This is a genomic window from Ruegeria sp. H4, assembly GCF_056533065.1.
This window is the reverse complement of sequence record NZ_JBQFOC010000001.1, coordinates 1,123,310-1,143,756: the sequence shown is the minus strand read 5'-3', so window position 1 is coordinate 1,143,756 and position 20,447 is coordinate 1,123,310. Positions and strand designations below refer to the sequence as shown.

Sequence of the window (20,447 nt, the reverse complement as noted above, 5' to 3'; positions counted from 1 at the left end):
GACCGTCACGCCGAAAATGCAAGAGCAAGAACAACAAGGAAGACGAGATGAGAGATTTCGTTGACGGCACTGCCTTTAACAATGAGCAAGGCAATCGTGCTCGCAAACTTTTTGCAGCCGTTGTGTTGGCTGCGCTTGATGATGCTATCGCCGATGACAAGAAATACGGCAATGGCCCCGAACAGATCGCCCGCTGGGCCCGTTCGCGTGATGGGCGCGAAGTTTTATCCTGTGCCGGTATCGACCCCAACGAGCGGGTTGTCGGTGGCTTGATGGAGTTCGTCGGTCGCGGTGTGCGCACCTCTGTAGCGCTGTCCCGCGAAGAAAGTGAGCGTCGCAACGCCGCTCAGCAGGCCGAAGCAGCCTGAGCCTGCTAACAGCAGGTTTGAAAAAACGCGCCCCTGTCACCGGGGCGCGTTTTTCTTTGTGTGGTCAGAAGATTGTGGTCAGAAAAACCGCAACCATTGCCAAGCGGTCCAGAATTCAGCGCCCAGCAACACAGTAAAAAATATCTTGGCCGTGATCGAAAGGCCCCGGCGCCACAAAACCGCATAGGCGGCTGCGCAAATCAGAGTCGAGATCGGCACAACCCAGAATGCGTGATGCGTACTGTCCCAATAACTGACTGGGCTGTGAAAGACCCAATCGCTGAGCGGCCAGAACTGGGGACGCCCATCGCCTGCATGCAACAGGAAGTCGGTTGCCAGATGCAGTAATCCTGCAGAGGCGACCACGGTGAGGAACTGCCATCCTCGCCACATCCCAAGCGCCAAAGCCAACCCCCACAGAAGGAATGAGTTATCGATGGCAAAGATCGTCTGCCATGCAGGCGAGAAATAAAGCTCATCGAAGACAACGTTCGGCGGAATACCCAGAACATAGAGTGATGTACCCGCCATCAGATAAAGCGACAGGTCTGGCAACAGCGACCCCAGCAGCGCGGCCCCCAGGATACGCCCGTGCGCAGGCCGTGCAAAAACGGCGGCGCCGATCAAAAGATGCGCGGGCGTGTTCATCCAGGGCTTTCCCTTCGGCGTCAAATCAGGTCATCTGCACGCCAGCATAGGAGACGACTATGGTTCGTGCCATCATGATTCAGGGTACCGGCAGCAATGTCGGGAAATCGGTGCTCGTGGCCGGGCTGGCGCGCGCTTATACGCGGCGTGGGTTGAGAATTGCTCCGTTCAAACCGCAGAACATGTCGAATAATGCTGCGGTGACCGAAAACGGTGGTGAGATCGGTCGGGCGCAGGCACTGCAAGCGCGGGCTGCAAAACGTGCCACGCATACGGATATGAACCCGATCTTGCTGAAACCCGAAACCGACACCGGTGCTCAGATCATCGTGCAGGGGCAGCGCGCTGGGACCATGAAGGCCGGAGACTACCGCAAGGACAAATCCAAACTTTTGGACGCTGCTTTGGAAAGCTTCGACCGGCTTTGCAGTGATGCCGATCTGGTCCTGATCGAAGGGGCCGGCAGCCCCGCCGAGACCAACCTGCGCACGGGCGACATCGCCAATATGGGCTTTGCCTGTGCAGCGGGTGTTCCTGTGGTTCTGGTCGGTGACATCCACCGGGGTGGCGTGATCGCGCAGATCGTTGGTACCCAAGCCGTACTGGATGACGGCGATCTGGCGATGATCAAGGGATTTGCCGTGAACCGGTTCAAGGGCGATGTGTCCCTTTTCGATGAAGGGCGCGATGACATTGCGGAACGCACCGGTTGGCCATGCTTGGGCGTTGTTCCCTGGTTTCACGATGCGTGGAAACTGCCCGCCGAAGACATGATGGACATTCGATCCCATACCGGCGGCGCCTGTAAGGTTGTGGTTCCTCAACTTGAGAGGATGGCCAATTTCGACGATCTGGACCCGTTATCCGCAGAACCCGGCGTGAGCGTCGAGATCATACCCGCAGGCCGCCCCTTGCCCGGCGATGCCGACCTTGTGTTACTGCCCGGCAGCAAATCCACCATCGGCGACCTGACCTATTTCAGGGCTCAGGGATGGGATATCGACCTGCTGGCGCATGTCCGTCGTGGCGGACATGTTCTGGGCCTGTGTGGCGGCTATCAGATGCTGGGCAAAACCATCGCTGATCCGGATGGCGTGGATGGTCGTCCAGGCACGATTGACGGGCTCGGCCTCCTAGATGTCGACACAGTCATGGCAGGCAAGAAACATGTGACGCTGACCGAAGCCATTGCCCTGCCCAACCGCGCGCCTGTCAGCGGGTATGAAATTCATATGGGCCGGACCGAAGGCCCGGATTGCGCACGTGCTTGGCTGGAGGTCGATGGTCGCCCCGAAGGGGCTGCAAGCGCAAACAACCGTATTCTGGGCAGCTACCTGCACGGCATATTCTCATCCGATGTGTTCCGCGCCCAATATCTGGCAACATTGGGTGTGAAATCTGAGAATGCGTATGAAGACGGGGTTGAGCAAACGCTTGATGCGCTGGCCGATCACCTGGAACAGACCATGGATTTAGACCTGTTGCTGGAACTGGCGCAGGCACCCAAGCGCGCCTGAGCGGCTATTCCAATTCCTGCGCAGCCAATGCACGATAAATCTCGCGCCGCACCATTTTGCGGACATTGCGCGTGATCCGTTCGCCCAACGCGCCTTTCAGCTCTTCCCGGACGACCTCGGCGATCATTGAACGCAGCGCTTCTTCGTCGACTGACAATTCCCGAAGCTGCGCAGCCTCCTGTTCCGCAGCCTCGGTCACGGGCACAGCCTCGGCAGAGCGGATAAATGTGGCGGGCTGCGCCTCATCACTTTCTAACTCTTCTTGTTGAGGCGTTTCGATGACTGGTTCTTCGACGTCGGAAGCAACCTGATCGCTCTGGGGCAGTTCATCTTCTGGCTGTTCATCCAGAGAGGTTTGCCCATCACCTTCAGCAAATGCCGTACCCGTATCCCAGGACAGGCTTTGATTCGGTGTACCTGAATAGGCATCATCGCTGTCACCGTCAGGCTCCCACTGATCTTCAGTACGGGCAATGGCAGCTTCCAGCGCTTCAATCTTTGCGCTCAGGCTGAGTGTCGGGTCGTCCGAATGCTCATCCATCGCCACTTCGCTGGGGGTTTCCTGATCGGCGCCCGCATCATCTCGCACGATATCGCAGGCGCGCAGCAGCATTGGTTTTGCCGAAACTTCGGCACTGTATTCAGGTTCCAGTTTCAACGGGGCAGTTTCAGCCGCAGCGGGTTTTGAGATGCGCAGCGCATCCGTTAGCACCAAACGACCGGGTTTGCGCGCTTTGGCGCTTTGATCAGCCCCCTTGCCCGTTTTACCTTCTTCACTGACAAGACGTTTGACCGAAGACAAAACGTCTTCGATCCCGGCTTTTACGACATTATCCGCCATTTTTCTCTACCGCTCTATCCTCAGGGTAGAGTGTAGCCAATCCTGTCAAAGCGAACAACAGGTAGTATTGCCCGTCAGTCCCGGCGCAACGCTTTTAGCACGCGATCCAGATCCTTGCTCTGTTTGCTGACCTGCGCTGGTGCATTTTTGACCAGATTGTAGTACAGCGTCGGGTCGTAAATCTGCACAGCCAGTCCCAAACGTTCGGCCGTCAGAAGGCCCTGAGCCTGAAGCAGCTGATACGCGGCCAGCGAACGCTCGGTCCGCGATGCGATCTCAGCCAGTTGCGCATCCAGCAAATCCTGCTGGGCCGTCAACACATCCAATGTGGTTCGTGCACCAAGTGTGGCCTCTTCGCGGATACCGTCGAACGCCACCTGCGACGCGCGAACGCGCTCGGTCGATGCCGTCAGACTGGCTGTTGCAGTTTCAAACCGGACATAGGCATCGGTCACGCCCTGCGTGATATCTTTTTGCACATTCAACAGGTTCGCCCGCGACGCATCTCGGGTGGCCATGGCACGGCGGACAACCGCTGCCAATCGGCCACCAGCATAGATCGGCTGGCGGAAGATCAGCGAGACAGATGCGTTTTCGTTGTTGTCGTCATTGTCGTAGCTCTCAGTCAGACCGGCATCTGCACTCAAACTGACATTTGGACCAAGTCCGGCACGCTGCTGCTGAACGGTCAAATCCAAAGCGCGCACCTGATGCTGGGCCGACAAGATCGACGGATGATTGCGAAGCGCCAGATTGATCGCCTCGGACTGCGAGCGCGGTAAGTTTGGCAGGCTGGGCTGCCCCGTTGTGCGGCCCGGCAGTTTGCCGACGGCATTGACATACTCCGCTTGTGCCGTGCTCAGATCACCACGCGCATCGGCAAGATCCGCGCGCGAGCTTGCCAGCTGTGACTGCGACAAGGCCACGTCAGTCCGGGTCACTTCACCCACTTCGAAACGGTCATTCGATGCCCGCAGTTCTTCACTGGACAGATCGACGTTGTTTTGACGAATTTGAACTGTCTCTTCCTGCAAAAGCACATTCAGATAGGCGGTCGCCGCGCGGAATAGAACCTGTTGCTCGATATTGATCAGCGATTGACGTGTCGCCAGAACAGTTTCCTGCGCGGATTGCTTGCCAAGAACGGATGCGCCACCGTCATAGACCAACTGGCTCAGCGTCAGACCCGTGAAAAAATCTGTGGGCTCATTGCTTGATACAACGCCGCTGGTTCTGCTTCGGTTGTAAGTTTGCGTGACACGCACGGTCCAGTCGATGATGGGGCGCAGAGCAGCCAGCGCAATCGCCACGTCTTCATCTGCAGCCCGCAGCAGCGCGCGATTTTGCTCCAACAACCCGCTGGTGTTGTAGGCCCCGATAAACGCATCTGTAAGGTTATCAGCCCATGCCTGACGCAGCGGCATAACGCTTAAGGCCAGTCCTGCGGTCAATGCACACGCTCTGACCAGTTTGCCAGTCGCCGTCCTACGCATCACCAAATCCTCTCAACTCAAAAAATTTCTGCCCTGTCGGCAATTTGCGCCGTCATTTTCAACTAATCAAGGTGGCAGAACAAACTACCTCTGGACTATAGCGAAAATGCACTCTGATGGGAAAAGCTATCCAGCACTGGCGCGCTGGCATTGAAAACGTCACGCCAGCTGACACGCCCACCCGTCTTGCGCCCGATACGAACAACACCCAAGCCGTCCTCGACAAACAAGCAGGCGATGCGGCCATTGTCTTTCAATTGATCCAACAGAGCGCCCGGCACTTGTTGCACCCCTCCCTGGATCATGATCGCATCGTAGGGCCCATGCTCTTCCGCACCCTGTTCTAAAGGACCAACGTGCACCACGGCATTGTCAGCAGCAACTTCGGTGAGCGCATTTTGCGCCTCCGATGCCAATGCTTCGTCGCTTTCCACTGCAACAACCAATTCTGCCATACGCGCGGCTACCGCGGTCGAATACCCCAGAGCCGGCGCGATATCGAGCACGACCTCGTCATTGCAAATATTCAACGCATCCAACATCTTGGCCAGGGTTCGCGGCTCCAACAAACTACGCCCATTCCCCAGATCGATTACATCTTCGACATAGGCGGCTTCGCGCTGCGAATCCGGCACAAAGTCTTCGCGCGGCACCGAGAGCATGGCATCAATGATCGGGAACTTCGTCACATCCGAAGGTCGCACCTGAGTATCAACCATTATGCGGCGTCGCGTTGCGAAATCTGTCATGTGATCTCTCGTCTGAAGTCTCAAGCCTGTTCGGCTTTTGCCACATCCCTTGGTCACCGGCAACGCCTCTATTGCCGCAATCCGCCATCATCAATGATTGGGCTGAGTATGAAATCACGGTATTTCGCACTTTGGTCCTGAAATTTCATGGCTGTCCTCTGGACGCCCTGCCGCAAAGCTGCTAAAACGCCAACCACACCACGGCAAGTATTTGATTTTACTTGAAAAGGCGAGTTGGCGGAGTGGTGACGCAGCGGATTGCAAATCCGTGTACACCGGTTCGATTCCGGTACTCGCCTCCATACAGTCCATTTTGGATTTAACCCCCTGAAAGCATTGAAATTCAAGCAGTTCCACCTACATTGGACCGTATGATGGACTGTAACTTGGACTATATCGGGCTGGTAAATCGACCCGATTATCACCCCCCGACCCTTGTGCCGCTTTCCGCTAAAGGTGGAAAATACTACGTTTGCGTAACGATGCCTGACGCCCTGAGGAAAGGTTCTCAGAAGCAGATGATGCGTTCGACAGGTACAACGGACGAAAAGATCGCAAAAACCAAGCTCGTTGCTTTGGCCAACGAAATCTACGCAGAGTTTGATCGGAAGCTGACGGGTCTGCATGGCCAGTACGTCGCCGACACTGAAGAGGCCGCGTACACGTCTACGATTGGCGACTTCTCAAAGGTCTTCACTACCAACCCACTGCTCATCCAGAAGCACGGCCTAGACAAGGACCCCGCCCTCAAGATCACAAGGCTGTTGCCAAAGTGGATCGAGGACATGGAAGAAAGAAACAAGAGTAACCACAAGGAACGCACCTCTCGACGCAATAAGCTGAACGAGTTCGTCAAGGTCGTCGGCGACTTGCATGTAAAGGACATCACCAAAGTCCATGGCTACCAATATGCAAAGTGGAACCATAAGCAGGGCCGAGCCAACAAAACCATTCGTTCGTTGAACACCAAAGTCGTTGCGTTTCTGAACTGGTGCGAACGGGAAGGTCATATTGACGACAACCCATTGGCCAACTTGAAGCTTGCTGACTTCGGCAAGGAATCTCTGCCGTACCTGCCATTTGATCCTGATGAATTAGACGATCTGTTTGCTCAAGAAATGGAACCTCAGGATCGGCTCTGTCTGACGCTTCTGGCCATCACAGGTGCCCGACTGGACGAGATTGCCCTTCTAACTTGGGAGCAGGTGAAAACAGACTTCGGTGGGCTGATGTATATCGATCTGCGGCCAGATGAGACCAAAGTCAAAACGGACGGATCACATCGTGTGGTGCCGATCCACTCCAAAGCAGAGTGTTTGCTTACGGGCGGAACGGGTCGGATTTTCAACTACAAGCTGGATGCCGATGGCAAAGCTCAGAATGCTGCAAGCAAGCAACTGATGCCTTATGTTCGCAACGTGACGCGGCATGAACGCAAAGTCGTTCACTCTTTACGAGGCACATTCAAGCAGATGCTTGAAAATGCAGGTGTCACCGCTGAGATGGTCGGTCAACTCGAATCTGGTGAAATCACTCTGGCGGATATCGAGCGTTCAATGAAAGACAACATGGTTGAGAAGCGGGTAAACGATAAGATCACAGGGCATTCGGCGAGAGATACATCTGGAAAGTACGGCTTCGGCCCGCTGCTGATCCCAAGAGCGATTGCGGTTGAAAGGATCGATCTTGGTTTCTTGAACCTGGGCGAACAAAACGTAACATCATGATAAGCTTAGAGCCCTGAGGCTCTATCTCATTCATCTATGTCTACAAGATCAATGACTGTGTAATTGAGGCTGATCGTTCCATCTGGCTTGCGAAGTGTGCCTTTCTCGATGGTTGCCCTGAACGTGTCACCGAGTGTGACACCATCACTGCCTTCAATTCGTTCAAGGTAGTCCTGACTGATCTGATGGCTGAACTTGCCAGAAACGATGGCTTCCTCTCCACGCTTACGAAAGTCAAATGTCCTCTTGATGGGTGAAAGACCGACCAAGGTGCCAACCCATACCTCTTTGACGATGTTAACCTTGCTGTCCGAGATTCGTTTGTATGCGCGACTGATAGCAGCCCTGTCGAAGGCATATGACTTGTCAGGGAAGTTTGCCTTCAGTGTGGCTTCGTTCTTTTCCAAATGGCTGAAAAACTTTGCCAATTCATTGAACACACGTGGGTTGATGTCATCGACATCAACCAGAAACTCGTCATCATCGACCTGTGAAAATTCTTCAAACAGGTCGGCGGCTTCTTCCATCGCTTCGCGCAACGGGGTTTTGATTACGCTGGCCTGCCGTGCCTCTTTCTCTTCGAGAACAAAGCCGAATGATCCTGTTGCAAGCCCCCGCAGGTTCAGTTGCGCCAAATCTGCCCCTTTAATCTTCCCCTTACTGCTAAGCTGTCCTTTGAGGCTGGCAGCAAACAACCGTGTTACGATCCCTTGGAAGTGCAACAGCGCCTGAGCGGCGAAGCCTGCGTCTATCGCAGAAGTTCCTACCACTGGGCGTCCATCGAACAGTACCGAAACTTCGGCTGTTTGAGCGTCTTGACGTTCAGCCTCTTCAAGCTCTTCGCAAATGACATCAAATCTGGACTGGTAGTTCATCATAGCAACGATGTCAGAAGCGCCTGATGCTGCGGAAATCCTGGCCTCTAGCTCCGACTTCTGACGGCGAAGGTCGGCAATTTCTTGTACATTAGACATCAAATTTACCTCCTATCGCGTTGCTGATGGCGGAAAACTCCATCGGATCATTTGCCAATGGTATCCGCACAATACCCTTCTTCTCGGTTGACCCTTTAATATCCGTGAACAAGCCTCCCCAATACATGGTGTGGTCCACGACGCCTGCTTGGTCGGCGTCTAGGTCAATCGAATATGTGTCGCAATAGTAACGCGGCTTCATGTGATGTGTCGAAAAATACTCTTCATGAAGCGTAGACTGATAATCTGCATCCCACAGATCACCAGAAACCTGGTACTTGATAGGTCGATGGAACAGCGTCACGACATCGATGTCAGATGGTGGCCGACCCCTTGTGGTTTCAACGTCTTCGACGAAGCTACCGTCTACCCATTGATAGCCAGAAGCAAAGCCACCCTTGGACAGGTGCTTGCGATACGAGTTCAATCCCAACAGCAGCTTGGCTCTGTGCGCAGAGGTACAAAACCGTTCGACCAACTGAAACATGTCGGTCGTGTAAGGGGACCGCTTGGCGGGTATAGTGGGACTTGCATCAATGAATGGCGGCAATACGCCTGAAGCCGAAAATGGTGGGATCATCACAATCAATTCTCAAAACAAATCTGGTTAACCATGCTCATTACCGTCATGGTTGTAAATCGCTGACATCTGAAACAACTGAAGAAACACCAGACTTATTCAATAGAACCTGCAAATGCCCAACCTCATCAAAAAGCTAAAGTCCCCAGCGTTCCAATGCTGCCAAAGCCAAGTTTGGGTGATCGCGGATTCTTATGACTGCTTGACGTGACAAGCCAGCTTCTTTTGCTATCACACTCGGTCCGTGGCCTAATCCAATCAGACTCACCGCCAAATCAAAGGTCTTCCTATCATATGAGGGCTTACGCCCACGAAATCGATCACCTTTTTCCTTGGCCAGTTCAATACCAGCCATTTGCGCGATCTTGGTGGCTTCCGCTTGGGCCTGTGCCGTCGCTGCCAGAAACGCGATCATTGCATCCCGTACTGCTTGTTGAACTGGATCAGTGGTGGAACCGTCGAATGTCATGTCATTGATGACGGTTCGGATGATGACCCCTTGTCGGATGAAGTGACGAACTGCGTCGGTGACATCTTCGTAGTTACGTCCGAGCCTATCCAGCCAACGCAGCACAAGAACGTCACCTGCACGGAGCTTGTCAAAAAGCCTGCGACCCTCTGACCTATCTTGCAGTCTCTGCTGCACCCCAGACACTCCATGATCAGCGATCACTTCATCGACCTTGAAACCTGCTGCCTCTGCTTGGGTGATCTGATGTTCGAGTGTCTGGTCCCTTGTGGAAACACGAGCGTAGAGAATGGTTTTCAAATCGCCTCCGAAAATGTCCGTATGATTCCTGTCCGTTTATATCGGTGTCCGTAAGTTGTTGGGAGGTCTAACGGACATGTTTTCGGGAGGTTGTGTGATGTCCGCTACAGCATACCTTTGCGGACATATGTATCTGTTTGCTCAAGTGCCATGTTATCCACTGTGTTGGGTGACGGCAGGGGTTAACCTGAAAAAACACTTGGTGGCCCTCGGCATCCATCTCTACCTTTGCCTTTGCTCCACTCACTGATGATTGACAGGGTTGAGTGATTCAAAGTGTTCGGGCCTTGATCGACAAGAACCCGCCACAAAACGTCATTGGTTAGAAAGGCGATAAGCCTCTTGATGAAAATCCGCCGCTCACGTTTGCGGTTTAGTTCAATCTGACAGTTGGTGATGAGTCTGACGATGCGGCGGACCTTGTTCTTACGTCGTATCTCAATCTGCCATTCTGCAACTATCTCACGGATGCGGCGTCGTGGACGATGCCAGCTATCCATGGCGTAGTCCCATTCAGTCACCATGCCCTTCTTGAGTTGTTGCAACTTGGGGACAGTAAAGAAGTATCCTTGGCCAGTGCGGATTTCGCTATCACGAAGCACATCGCAGATTTCACCGTGTGACGGTTGCTGTCCTCTGTTGGCGCAGGTCATACGAGAGATGACCTTACAGATACCTGCCTTCCTCTCTTTGGCCAGTTCAGATTTCTTCTGTGCACCCGACTTAGAGTGGTGCTTGATGTCAGGTGAGCCGATGGTGCCACCGTTGACACGGTACCGTTGCTGCCCCAGACGGCAGGCTTCTTTGTATTCCTGTGTCTGCCGTTCGATCCTTTTGTGATGTCCCAAGGCAACGATTTCATCGAGACTCAGGCCCGATGAGGCGGCATAGATGCGGTGACCTAAGCCTTGTTTCTGGATCAACTCAAAGACATCCTGACGACGTGAAATGCGATCTGCGTCTGATACCAAGATGATGGAATGAGGGTGTCGTTTCAGCTTGCCGATGGCAGTGCCAATCTTGGATGCCGAACGCTTGCCCATGTCTTCCAAGCCAGACATGACTTCTTTGTAGTCATAGACCGTAGAGCGGGTGATGCTGAATGTTGAATATTTAGATTTGATCACCTCTAGCTGATGACGATAGCCGTCGTCCTCTTGGTCTTTTGTGCTGACCCTTCTGTAAAGAATGACATCTCCAGATATGATCCTTTGGCTAACCGTCTTTGAAATCATGAACTTTTAACATGTAAAACCTTAACTAGTACCACACCACTCATCGGGGAGATCGGGGAAGTTCCGACAGTCGTAGACGCATCTGTCGGCCTCAATCTGAAACTCGGTTGGACATCGAGTTTTTTCAAGGGCGGGGTCAATTTTGGTTCTGATGCGCCTCCGATTCCATCGTTCGTCACTTTAGGCCGTGCAAATGCATTGCAACGCTGACGAGGTATTTGGGCGTTTGTGACGAATAATGTGTGCAGTTCTGTTGAAGGCAGCGACTTGCGGGATGCGGACATTGCAATCGCACTTCATCTGCATCTCCAGCCCTAAATACATGCAGGAGGATTACATCATGTCAGATCGCAAACAGGTCACTATCCGCGCTGTGAAAACGGCCACCTATAATCGTCTGAAAGAGGTCAAGGAACAGACACGCATCCCCTTGGGGGTTTTGCTGGATGAAGCAGTGGAACAGTGGTGGGACAGCCTCCCAGAGGCGGAGGAAGCGTGATCAGGACAAGGGTTCGACATACTGGTGGATCAGCTTGAGGATGTCAGGAACGCCGTCACGTGGGTTTGCATGACCTGTGTCCTGTTCACATTGAGCCACACACTGGTGATAGGTTTTCACGCCTAGTAGGAGGCAACCGCTGAAGCTGTCAGGCCAATCCAAGCCGCTGAACGCAGCATCGACATAGGGCTGCATGATCTCATCGTATTTGGCTTCAGCAATCATCCGTTTCTTCCTTTCGTAGATTACAGGAATATTTATTGGACGAACACCGATCTCACGCCTGATCGCATTGCGAACCAGCAACCGTTCGAAGATGGTCTGCTTCTGTTTGGACCCGACCAAGCCACGATTGGCGTCAATCAACAGGTGGCAACCCAGCAGCTTCGCGCATCCTGACATCCACATCTTCACGCCGCGATCCAACCAACATCTCGTCATAGAATATGACGTGGGTCGGTAGGCGGTCGTTGGTACGCAGGTAGCGGCTTACGAAGGAGTTGTAGATGCCGTATTTGAAGCCGATCTGTTGATCACGGCCCCACAGCGATGGGTGCATCAGCGGACGGTTGCGTTCACAGAGCAAGACGCCATTGCGGTAAAGCTGGAAATACACGTCCTCGCCGCCTTCGCCGTAGTGGGCATAGACCGTCACATCATTCCATCCGCCCCGCCACATCGCCACGGAGCCAAGGCCGCAATAAGTGTCATCAGAATACAGAATGTACGGGTTGTCGTTGAAAGTGAGTTGCCAAAGCGGCATCCCTTCACCTTGGACCTTTGCCTGTGAGAGATGCGTGTTGGCCCGTCTGAGACTTTCAAAGTCAGCAGGTATGTAGATCGAGTAGCCGTACCAAATGCCCTCACCAGGCTCCGAGAATACGTTCTTAGGGCGCTCCTTGCGTTCTACCCTGCCACGGTCGTTGGAACAGTCATCCCAGCCCTGTGTGCCGCCGCAATCGCCATGCCTGATCTCAAACCGCTGCGCTACCTCACCACGCCTTGTAAACCCGCTGACCATCGCAAACTGGTACGGCTGCCCGTGGGACAGTCCTGCTTCGATGCGGGTGTTGTCGAGTATACTGAAAGTCCTCTGATCAGCGGTTGTGGGTGTTGAGCAGCCTGACGCAATGGTCACCACTAAAAACAGAAGCTTGCCGTTTCGCATTTTCTCTGCTGCCCATTCTGTAACTGAAGTCATGGCTACCAACATCATCGCCCACACATGATACGGCTGGTGCGACCGTCGATCTGATATGACAACGTAACCAACGTGCTGCCGCCAAAGTCGCGATGGCTTTCGTCAATAACGGTTACGGTTTCGGCAGCATCCAAGTCACGCAGCTTATCACGCAGTTCGCCATAGCCCACTTGCCCACGGGATGACTCCAACATGGATGAGATGCACGAGCGAACCTGCTTCCTGTCATTCGGGAACGCGGTCGCATAGCCGAAGTACCCCCCGATAGCGACGAAGGCTAAGGTGATCAGAATGTTCTTGGCGTTCATTTCATTGGTCTGGGCTGGCAATGAAGCGGTCCTTTTCTGATTGTTCGGTTTCATGGTCGTCACTCACGCAGATGCATTGCCCAACGGCGTAATGAAGCCCGTAGAGATCATTGGGCGTGACTTGCCCGCCTGTCGCATCCCACAATGCACGGGCCACACGTTTGGACGGTGCAACTTCACCGTCCTTGATGCGGAGAATCGTGCTGGCACTGGTGCCGCAGGTCTTTGCGAACCCATTCAAGGTTAAACCATTCTCTCTCAGGTATTGAGCAAGCTTCATATGTTCCGTATTCCGTAAAATGGAACGATTCGCAAGGTTGCGGAGGCCAAAATTTGCATTCAGCTTCCCTTGCGTTCCGCAACATGGAATAAAAGGAGCATGAAAAATGCATCCACAGCGTCGTTTGGCAAAATTCTACAGAAGGCCCGTTCATCGAAGGGCCTATCCCTTGATCAAGGGGCCGAACTGCTCGGCGTCCCAAAGACCACGCTGTGGCGTTGGGAAAGCGGTGAGACCAAAGTACACGCCCACAGGTTGGTGGACATCGCCGCCGCATATAGCCTGTCCGTCTCAGCCCTATTTGAGGGTGAGACAGTGACCGCACCAACGCACACAGACTTCGAACGCCTCGGCATCGTTGTCGAGCACATTGAACGGATCATTCAACAGTTGGGCAACCGCCCCGAACCCAAAGCGGTACGCACGGCTGTCGTGGAAGTGCTGCGGCTGGAAACCACACGTGTTTTTGAGACCACCGACAGCGAGTTTGACCCATCGCGGTACAACGGCCTCGTGGAAGGCATTCTAGGCAAGCCGTCATGAATGCAGTTGAGATCGAACAGGCCATCACCGAACTTGCTGAATTCCCCTTTGATGGGGTCGAGTTTCCGTTCGCCTTCCTAGAAGCCTTTGGCAACAAGGCCACCACGATCAAGAAGCTCCGCAGCGGGGCGTCCAACAAGTCTGATATCGATGGGGTCCTGCAATCAGGCCATATCCACTTGAAGACCTGTGACGTGGGCCAAGTGCCGCAAACGCTAACCGAACTCAAAGACAGCAAGGCCACCCAAACCAAACGCAACAAGGTGCGGTTCTTGTTGGCCACCGATGGTCAGACCTTCGAAGCAGAAGACTTGCTGACGGGGGATACCGTCTCCTGCACCTATGACGATTTCCCGAACCACTTCGTGTTCTTCTGGCCCCTTGCTGGTCTTAGCAAGACCAAGCAACTCAGTGAGTCTGAGTTCGACGTTCGGGCCACCCTGCGTCTGAACAAGCTCTACACCACCCTCAGGGCCGACAACCCCGACTGGGAAGGCCGCAGCCACGACATGAACCACTTCATGGCACGGCTGATCTTTCTGTTCTTTGCCGAAGACACCGACATCCTGAACGGCGAAGAGCTATTCACCGACACCATCGAACGCATGGCCAATGCGGACGGCTCCAACACACATGAGGTGGTCAGCGAACTCTTCCGTGCCATGAACACGGACTACCCTGATCGCGATGCGGCAGACCTGCCACGTTGGGCCACACCGTTTCCCTATGTGAATGGTGGCCTGTTCTCTGGCAGCACAGATGTGCCAAAGTTCAGCCGCATCGCCCAACGCTACCTCACCCATATCGGCCATCTAGACTGGACCAAGATCAATCCCGACATCTTCGGGTCGATGATTCAAGCCGTGGCGGATGAGGAAGAACGCTCCACCTTGGGGATGCACTACACCTCAGTGCCGAACATCCTGAAGGTGCTGAACCCGCTGTTTCTGGATGACCTGCGGGATCATCTGGACCGTGCAGGGGACAGCCCGCAGAAGCTGCTGAACCTGCGCAAACGCATGTCCAATATCCGCGTCTTTGACCCCGCTTGTGGGTCGGGCAACTTCCTTGTGATCGCCTACAAGCAGATGCGTGAGATTGAGTTTGAGATCAACAAACGCCGTGGGGAAGCCGCCAATCGGTCAGAGATCAGGATTCAGAACTTCCGTGGCATCGAACTGCGGGATTTCTCTGCCGAGATTGCCCGTCTGGCCCTGATCATCGCAGAGTACCAGTGTGACGTGACCTATCGCGGTCAGAAGGATGCACTGGCCGAGTTCCTGCCGTTGGATAAACGGAACTGGATTGTCTGCGATAACGCTTTGCGGATCGACTGGTTGTCTGTGTGCCCACCCAGTGGACGAAAGGTGAAGCTGCGGTCTGACGATCTGTTCCAGACGCCATTGGAGCAAGCCGAAATCGACTTTGAGAACGAGGGCGGTGAAACCTACATCTGTGGCAACCCGCCATACTTGGGGTCCACATGGCAATCCACTGAACAGAAAGAAGACCTTGGCCGTATTTTCGATGGCCGCGTCAATAGCTGGAAATCACTGGACTACGTTGCTGGCTGGTTCATGAAGGCGGCAGATTATGCCCTGCATACGCCGACTGTGAGTGCCTTCGTGACAACCAACTCAATCTGTCAGGGGCAGCAGGTGCCAATACTCTGGCCCGCCTTGTTCAAAGAAGGTCATGAGATCACCTTTGCACACACGTCATTCAAGTGGGCCAATCTTGCCAGTCACAACGCTGGTGTCACCGTCGCCATAGTTGCAATCACGAATATCGCAGGTCGGGAAAAGCGGCTGTATGCTAAAGAAGAAGTCACATTTGATGGAACCTATGACTTTGATGGATCAGTCAGCTTTGATGGAACGGTCAGCAAAGTGGTTCAGAACATCAACGCTTATCTTGTTGGTGGTCGAAACGTCGTCGTGACCAAAAGCAGTAAGCCGTTATGTCCAATCGCTGAGATGAAGTTTGGCAACAAACCCGTTGATGGCGGCAATCTCCTAATGACTGGACATGAAGTCGATGAGCTACGGCTTACTGATAAACAGCGGTCCCAGTTCATACGAAAGATTTACGGGTCGGCAGAATTTATCCGTGGCCTATCACGCTATGTGCTGTGGGTCGAAGATAACCACTTGGAAGAGGCGAAGCAGATTCCATCCATTGCGGCACGTATCGATGGTGTGCGTCAGATGCGGCTGGATAGTCGTGACAAGAGTGCCAATGAAATGGCCAAACGAGCGCACCAGATGCGTGAGATGAATATCGGCTACAACTGGACCCTGACGGTTCCAAGAACGTCCTCTGAGAGCAGACCATATTTACCATCAGGAATGATCGACGCGGGTTCAACAGTCACCAGTGAAACCTTTGCACTTTTCGATGCCCCCCTTTGGAACATGGCACTGATCGCCTCCCGCATCCACTTGATCTGGATCGCGACAGTGTGCGGCAAGATGAAAACGGACTTCCGCTACTCCAACACCCTCGGCTGGAACACCTTCCCTGTGCCCAAACTGACCGAAAAGAACAAAGCCGATCTGACCCGCTGTGCCGAAGACATCCTCTTGGCCCGTGAGGCGCATTTCCCTGCCACCATCGCAGACCTCTACAAACCCGACGCAATGCCCCAAAACCTCCGCGACGCCCACGAGGCCAATGACGCAGTGCTAGAACGCATCTACATCGGCAGACGCTTCAAGAACGACACTGAACGTCTGGAAAAGCTGTTCGACATGTACACCAAAATGACCACGCAGGTGCCTGCATGAAGTGTTGGTCGTGCCAAACTGATCTGAGAGAAGGTCAAAAGCTCTGCGGTGAGTGTGGAAGCTGGCAAAACTGGAGGCGTCATTTCACGTTTTCGGCATCAGCGGTCGCAGTTGTCGGGGGTCTCATTTCCATTGCTGTAGTCGCATTTCCAGTCGTCTCTGACCTATTCAAGGGTAACAACGAGATGACTGTTGAGATTGCTGGCTACCATAGCCCAAACTGGGACAACCTGTTTTTGAACGTGAGGAATACGTCAGATGAACCTTTGACGTTTGCAACCTTAGTTCGGTGCTTTGAAAACAACCCACCTGATGAACGGGCCACAACGGCTTATACCTACCAAGCAACTAGCCAGCCTTATTTGAACGCAGGTTCCGAGGCCGACATAACGTTTGCGTTTGCAAGTTCGTTCCATACTCAAGAACGCGACACAGTAGAGTTGGCTCCATCCGCGTCTGTACGCTGCGAAGGCTCATTTCGAGATTTTCCAAACCACAAATCGATAATCCAGTTCAGGCAAGGTACTCTGTTTACCTTTTGGCTCGAACGGGATTTCGAACGATATTATCCTTGAGAGTTGTAGTTTCATGCCAAAATCTATCCCCTCAGTCTCTGTCACATATGCCCAGAACGGCTCTTCCACGACCTCCAATGAGTTGGGTATGCGGGCCATGCAGGAACGTGCCTATGAGCGGCGGGGAGAGCAGTACCTGCTGATCAAATCGCCACCCGCGTCAGGCAAGTCACGGGCCTTGATGTTTATTGCCTTGGACAAACTGCATAATCAGGGCCTCAAGCAAGCCATCGTCGTCGTGCCTGAGAAATCCATCGGGTCCAGCTTCGCTGACGAACCACTCATGAAGTATGGGTTCTGGGCGGATTGGGCCGTTGTGCCGAAGTGGAACCTTTGCAATGCACCTGGCGGTGACAGCGGGAAGGTTGGTGCCGTCGGCAACTTCCTTGAAAGCGACGATCAGGTGCTGGTTTGCACCCATGCCACCTTCCGTTTCGCCGTCGATAAGTTCGGGATTGAAGTCTTCGATGATCGTCTGATTGCCGTGGACGAGTTTCATCATGTCAGTGCCAACCCTGACAACAAGCTGGGGGCGCATCTGGGGCAGTTAATTGCCCGTGACAAAGTGCACGTGGTCGCCATGACAGGCAGTTACTTCCGTGGTGATGCAGAGGCGGTGCTGGCCCCTGAGGATGAAGCCAAGTTCGATACGGTGACCTACACCTACTACGAACAACTTAACGGATATGAACACCTCAAAACGCTGGACATCGGGTATTTCTTCTACACGGGCAGCTATGCCGAAGACCTGTTGGCAGTGCTGAACCCTGAAGAGAAAACCATCCTGCACATCCCCAATGTGAATGCCCGTGAAAGCACAGGCGACAAGCACAAAGAGGTTGACGAAATCCAACATGCTTTGGGTGAATGGCAGGGAACAGACCCTGAAACAGGTTTTCACCTGATCAAGACCAAGGGTGGTAAAGTCATCAAGGTGGCTGATTTGGTCGAGGATGATCCTGCCAAGCGGGACAAGGTATCAGCAGCACTGAAGGACCCCAAACAGAAAAACAACCGTAATCACGTGGACCTGATCATCGCATTGGGTATGGCCAAGGAAGGCTTTGACTGGATTTGGTGCGAACACGCTTTGACCGTCGGGTATCGTGCCAGTCTGACCGAGATTGTGCAGATCATCGGTCGTGCCACGCGAGATGCCAAAGGCAAAACCCATGCCCGCTTCACAAACCTGATTGCCGAACCAGACGCCTCAGAGGGAGCCGTGACCGAGGCAGTCAACGACACACTCAAAGCCATTGCAGCCAGCTTATTGATGGAGCAGGTACTGGTTCCGCGCTTTAACTTCACGCCCAAAGTCACAACGGTCACAGAGCAAGAAGGGTTTGACTACGGAGTGGGCGGATACAATCCCGACAAATGCAATGTCGGGTTCAACGAAGAGAGCGGCCATTTCCATGTAGAGATCAAAGGACTGGTGGAACCTAAGTCCAAAGAAGCAGAACGGATTTGCGAAGAAGACATCAACGAAGTCATTACCGCCTTTGTCCAGAACAAGCCTGTGATTGAACGAGGGTTGTTCGACAAGGAAATGATCCCAGAGGAAAACACAGTCATTCGCATGGGGAAGATCATCAAGGATCGATATCCTGCACTAGAAGATGATGATGTTGAGGCGGTGCGGCAACGTGCAATTGCTGCATTGAATCTGACTCAACAGGCAAAGACCGAAGTCTTTGGCGGTGACCGAGATGACAGAGAGCCAAAAGCAAACACCGCACTGATTGATGGTGTTCGCAAATACGTGTCTGTACGCGATTTGGACATCGACCTGATCGACTCAATCAACCCTTTCGGTGAAGCCTATTCAATCCTGGCGAAATCGATGGACCACGACAGGTTAAAGCAGGTCGAGACCGTCATAGCGGCAAAGAGGAACCCTGTTACACCAGAAGAAGCGATCACATGGGCCAAACGGGCATCCCGTTTCAAAAAGGACCACAACAGATCACCTTCGATCACGGCCTCCGACCCGTATGAGCGTTTAATGGCAGAAGGTGCCACTGCCTTTATGCGTTTCCGCAAAGAGGGCCGCTATGAGTGATGATCTGGACGCGCTGGCCGATGACCTTGCGGAGTTCGAAGTTGAAGACAAACCCGTCAAACGATCTCCCATTGAAGAGCGGGTCATTGCGGGCTTTGAGGACATCCAACGCTTCGTAGAGACTACGGGCCATGCACCACGTACAGGCTCAGATCATGATTTCTTTGAGCGCCTGTATGCTGTCCGTCTGGAGCAACTGATGGCCAACAATGAATACCACGCCCTTCTGTCACCTTTGGATCATCAGGGCTTGCTAACCGCAACGTCGGCCACTTACGAAGCTGATGATTTAGACATAGACGCATTGGCCTCCGATCTGGAAGACCTTGATGGCCTAGCCCCCGACATCACGGAAGTCCGTCATGTGCGGCCTGTTGCTGAGCGTAAGGCTGCGGAAGAGATGGCGAACCGCGAAAAGTGTGAGGACTTCCAGAAGTTCAAACCACTATTTGAAAAGGTCCAAGCCGATCTGGATGCAGGCTTGCGAACAACCCGCCCTCCTGAAACCAGTGCGGAAATCGAAGCTGGTCGTTTCTATATCATCTCAGGACAAAAGGCTTACGTCGCTGAAAAGGGTGAAACCTTCAAACAAGAGTACGGCGACTGGGATGCGCGTCTGCGGGTCATCTTTGACAATGGGACTGAAAGTAATCTGCTGATGCGTTCTTTGCATCGGGCCATGAGTCCTGACAAAGACCCGACCAGCAGAACGATTAGTGACCCTAGTGCTGGCCCTCTGTTTGCGGATGCCACCGTAGATGGAGACGAAGCCAGTGGGCTGATCTACGTTCTGCGTTCAAAGTCCGATCTACCTGTCGTGACGCAGAACCGTGACCTGCTGCACAAAATCGGTGTGACTGGTGGCACGGTAGAGAAGCGGATCGCCAATGCCAAACTCGATCCCACATTCCTGATGGCCGACGTGGAAGTAGTGACCACCTACGAGTTGTTCAACATCAACCGAGTGAAGCTGGAGAACTTGTTGCACCGCATTTTCGAAGCCGCGCGGCTGGATGTGGAGATCAAGGATCGCTTTGGCCATCCCGTTACCCCACGGGAATGGTTTCTTGTACCGTTGTTCGCCATTGATGAGGCTGTAGAACGGATCAGGGATGGTTCCATCAAGGGGATGGCCTACGATCCAGAGACCGCGACGTTGCGGTAACAACCGAGCACAAACGCCAAGTACCTGTTGGACTATATATTGGACAATACGCTTTCAAATTTATCGTTTAAAAACAGCATTGTATAATGCATGTAGGCTAATCCGGTACTCGCCTCCAATTGTTTCC

At 53.5% G+C, this 20,447-nt stretch carries 20 protein-coding genes and 1 tRNA gene; 9 read left to right on the top strand and 12 right to left on the bottom strand.

Annotated elements, in window-relative coordinates:
* Positions 1-47: 47 nt before the first annotated feature.
* Complete coding sequence (locus ACR0KG_RS05800; protein ID WP_008757056.1) at positions 48-368, top strand: DUF6280 family protein; 321 nt, start codon at positions 48-50, stop codon at positions 366-368.
* A 78-nt stretch (positions 369-446) separates the two neighbouring features.
* Here ACR0KG_RS05800 and ACR0KG_RS05795 read toward each other — a convergent pair whose 3' ends face one another.
* Complete coding sequence (locus tag ACR0KG_RS05795) at positions 447-1,016, bottom strand: cobalamin biosynthesis protein CobQ (protein ID WP_480826740.1); 570 nt, start codon at positions 1,014-1,016, stop codon at positions 447-449.
* A 59-nt stretch (positions 1,017-1,075) separates the two neighbouring features.
* On the opposite strand from ACR0KG_RS05795, the gene ACR0KG_RS05790 reads away from it, so the two are divergent.
* Positions 1,076-2,533, top strand: a complete 1,458-nt coding sequence (locus tag ACR0KG_RS05790; protein WP_480826739.1) for a cobyric acid synthase — start codon at positions 1,076-1,078, stop codon at positions 2,531-2,533.
* A gap of 4 nt (positions 2,534-2,537) precedes the next feature.
* Here ACR0KG_RS05790 and ACR0KG_RS05785 read toward each other — a convergent pair whose 3' ends face one another.
* From ACR0KG_RS05785 to ACR0KG_RS05775, 3 genes are all read right to left on the bottom strand, one after another.
* Complete coding sequence (locus tag ACR0KG_RS05785; RefSeq protein ID WP_480546602.1) at positions 2,538-3,374, bottom strand: hypothetical protein; 837 nt, start codon at positions 3,372-3,374, stop codon at positions 2,538-2,540.
* 74 nt (positions 3,375-3,448) lie between these two features.
* Positions 3,449-4,867 carry a TolC family outer membrane protein gene (locus tag ACR0KG_RS05780; protein ID WP_480542201.1) on the bottom strand — a complete coding sequence of 473 codons (1,419 nt, stop codon included), beginning with the start codon at positions 4,865-4,867 and terminating at the stop codon, positions 3,449-3,451.
* Between the two features lie 95 nt (positions 4,868-4,962).
* Positions 4,963-5,616 carry a protein-L-isoaspartate O-methyltransferase family protein gene (locus tag ACR0KG_RS05775; protein ID WP_480542199.1) on the bottom strand — a complete coding sequence of 218 codons (654 nt, stop codon included), beginning with the start codon at positions 5,614-5,616 and terminating at the stop codon, positions 4,963-4,965.
* Between the two features lie 228 nt (positions 5,617-5,844).
* On the opposite strand from ACR0KG_RS05775, the gene ACR0KG_RS05770 reads away from it, so the two are divergent.
* A tRNA-Cys gene (locus ACR0KG_RS05770) sits at positions 5,845-5,918 on the top strand.
* 84 nt (positions 5,919-6,002) lie between these two features.
* Complete coding sequence (locus ACR0KG_RS05765) at positions 6,003-7,343, top strand: DUF6538 domain-containing protein (RefSeq protein ID WP_480826738.1); 1,341 nt, start codon at positions 6,003-6,005, stop codon at positions 7,341-7,343.
* Between the two features lie 26 nt (positions 7,344-7,369).
* Here the strand turns inward: ACR0KG_RS05765 and ACR0KG_RS05760 are convergent, their stop codons facing one another.
* From ACR0KG_RS05760 to ACR0KG_RS05745, 4 genes are all read right to left on the bottom strand, one after another.
* Positions 7,370-8,317 carry an ABC transporter C-terminal domain-containing protein gene (locus tag ACR0KG_RS05760; RefSeq protein ID WP_480826737.1) on the bottom strand — a complete coding sequence of 316 codons (948 nt, stop codon included), beginning with the start codon at positions 8,315-8,317 and terminating at the stop codon, positions 7,370-7,372.
* Positions 8,310-8,897 (bottom strand): DUF6932 family protein, encoded by a 588-nt coding sequence (locus tag ACR0KG_RS05755; protein WP_480826736.1) that lies wholly within the window; start codon positions 8,895-8,897, stop codon positions 8,310-8,312. The genes ACR0KG_RS05760 and ACR0KG_RS05755 overlap by 8 nt, the downstream gene beginning before the upstream one ends.
* A gap of 136 nt (positions 8,898-9,033) precedes the next feature.
* On the bottom strand, positions 9,034-9,666 hold the full coding sequence (locus ACR0KG_RS05750) for a recombinase family protein (RefSeq protein ID WP_480826735.1): 633 nt from the start codon (positions 9,664-9,666) through the stop codon (positions 9,034-9,036).
* Positions 9,667-9,848: 182 nt separating this feature from the next.
* A complete protein-coding gene (locus ACR0KG_RS05745; protein WP_480826734.1) occupies positions 9,849-10,901 on the bottom strand; it encodes a recombinase family protein in 1,053 nt (350 codons plus the stop codon).
* Between the two features lie 340 nt (positions 10,902-11,241).
* On the opposite strand from ACR0KG_RS05745, the gene ACR0KG_RS05740 reads away from it, so the two are divergent.
* Positions 11,242-11,400: a ribbon-helix-helix domain-containing protein gene (locus tag ACR0KG_RS05740; protein ID WP_480826733.1), complete on the top strand. Its 159-nt coding sequence runs from the start codon at positions 11,242-11,244 to the stop codon at positions 11,398-11,400.
* Here ACR0KG_RS05740 and ACR0KG_RS05735 read toward each other — a convergent pair whose 3' ends face one another.
* From ACR0KG_RS05735 to ACR0KG_RS05720, 4 genes are all read right to left on the bottom strand, one after another.
* Positions 11,401-11,625 carry a hypothetical protein gene (locus ACR0KG_RS05735; RefSeq protein ID WP_480826732.1) on the bottom strand — a complete coding sequence of 75 codons (225 nt, stop codon included), beginning with the start codon at positions 11,623-11,625 and terminating at the stop codon, positions 11,401-11,403. It lies immediately after the preceding gene.
* A gap of 133 nt (positions 11,626-11,758) precedes the next feature.
* Positions 11,759-12,616: a heparin lyase I family protein gene (locus ACR0KG_RS05730; protein WP_480826731.1), complete on the bottom strand. Its 858-nt coding sequence runs from the start codon at positions 12,614-12,616 to the stop codon at positions 11,759-11,761.
* On the bottom strand, positions 12,613-12,930 hold the full coding sequence (locus ACR0KG_RS05725; protein ID WP_480826730.1) for a hypothetical protein: 318 nt from the start codon (positions 12,928-12,930) through the stop codon (positions 12,613-12,615). The genes ACR0KG_RS05730 and ACR0KG_RS05725 overlap by 4 nt, the downstream gene beginning before the upstream one ends.
* On the bottom strand, positions 12,911-13,189 hold the full coding sequence (locus ACR0KG_RS05720; RefSeq protein ID WP_480826729.1) for a helix-turn-helix domain-containing protein: 279 nt from the start codon (positions 13,187-13,189) through the stop codon (positions 12,911-12,913). Before ACR0KG_RS05720 ends, ACR0KG_RS05725 begins: the two co-directional genes overlap by 20 nt.
* 99 nt (positions 13,190-13,288) lie before the next feature.
* Between ACR0KG_RS05720 and ACR0KG_RS05715 the strand changes: the two genes are divergently transcribed.
* The 4 genes from ACR0KG_RS05715 to ACR0KG_RS05700 all read left to right on the top strand — a co-directional run bounded on the left by ACR0KG_RS05715 (position 13,289) and on the right by ACR0KG_RS05700 (position 20,320).
* Positions 13,289-13,732, top strand: a complete 444-nt coding sequence (locus ACR0KG_RS05715) for a helix-turn-helix domain-containing protein (RefSeq protein WP_480494610.1) — start codon at positions 13,289-13,291, stop codon at positions 13,730-13,732.
* Positions 13,729-16,518, top strand: coding sequence for a class I SAM-dependent DNA methyltransferase (locus ACR0KG_RS05710; protein WP_480826728.1), 2,790 nt, complete (start codon positions 13,729-13,731; stop codon positions 16,516-16,518). Before ACR0KG_RS05715 ends, ACR0KG_RS05710 begins: the two co-directional genes overlap by 4 nt.
* A 588-nt stretch (positions 16,519-17,106) precedes the next feature.
* Complete coding sequence (locus ACR0KG_RS05705; protein WP_480826727.1) at positions 17,107-19,155, top strand: DEAD/DEAH box helicase; 2,049 nt, start codon at positions 17,107-17,109, stop codon at positions 19,153-19,155.
* Entirely contained in the window at positions 19,148-20,320 is a 1,173-nt protein-coding gene (locus ACR0KG_RS05700) for a GIY-YIG nuclease family protein (protein WP_480826726.1), read from the top strand. The genes ACR0KG_RS05705 and ACR0KG_RS05700 overlap by 8 nt, the downstream gene beginning before the upstream one ends.
* Positions 20,321-20,447: the final 127 nt, after the last annotated feature.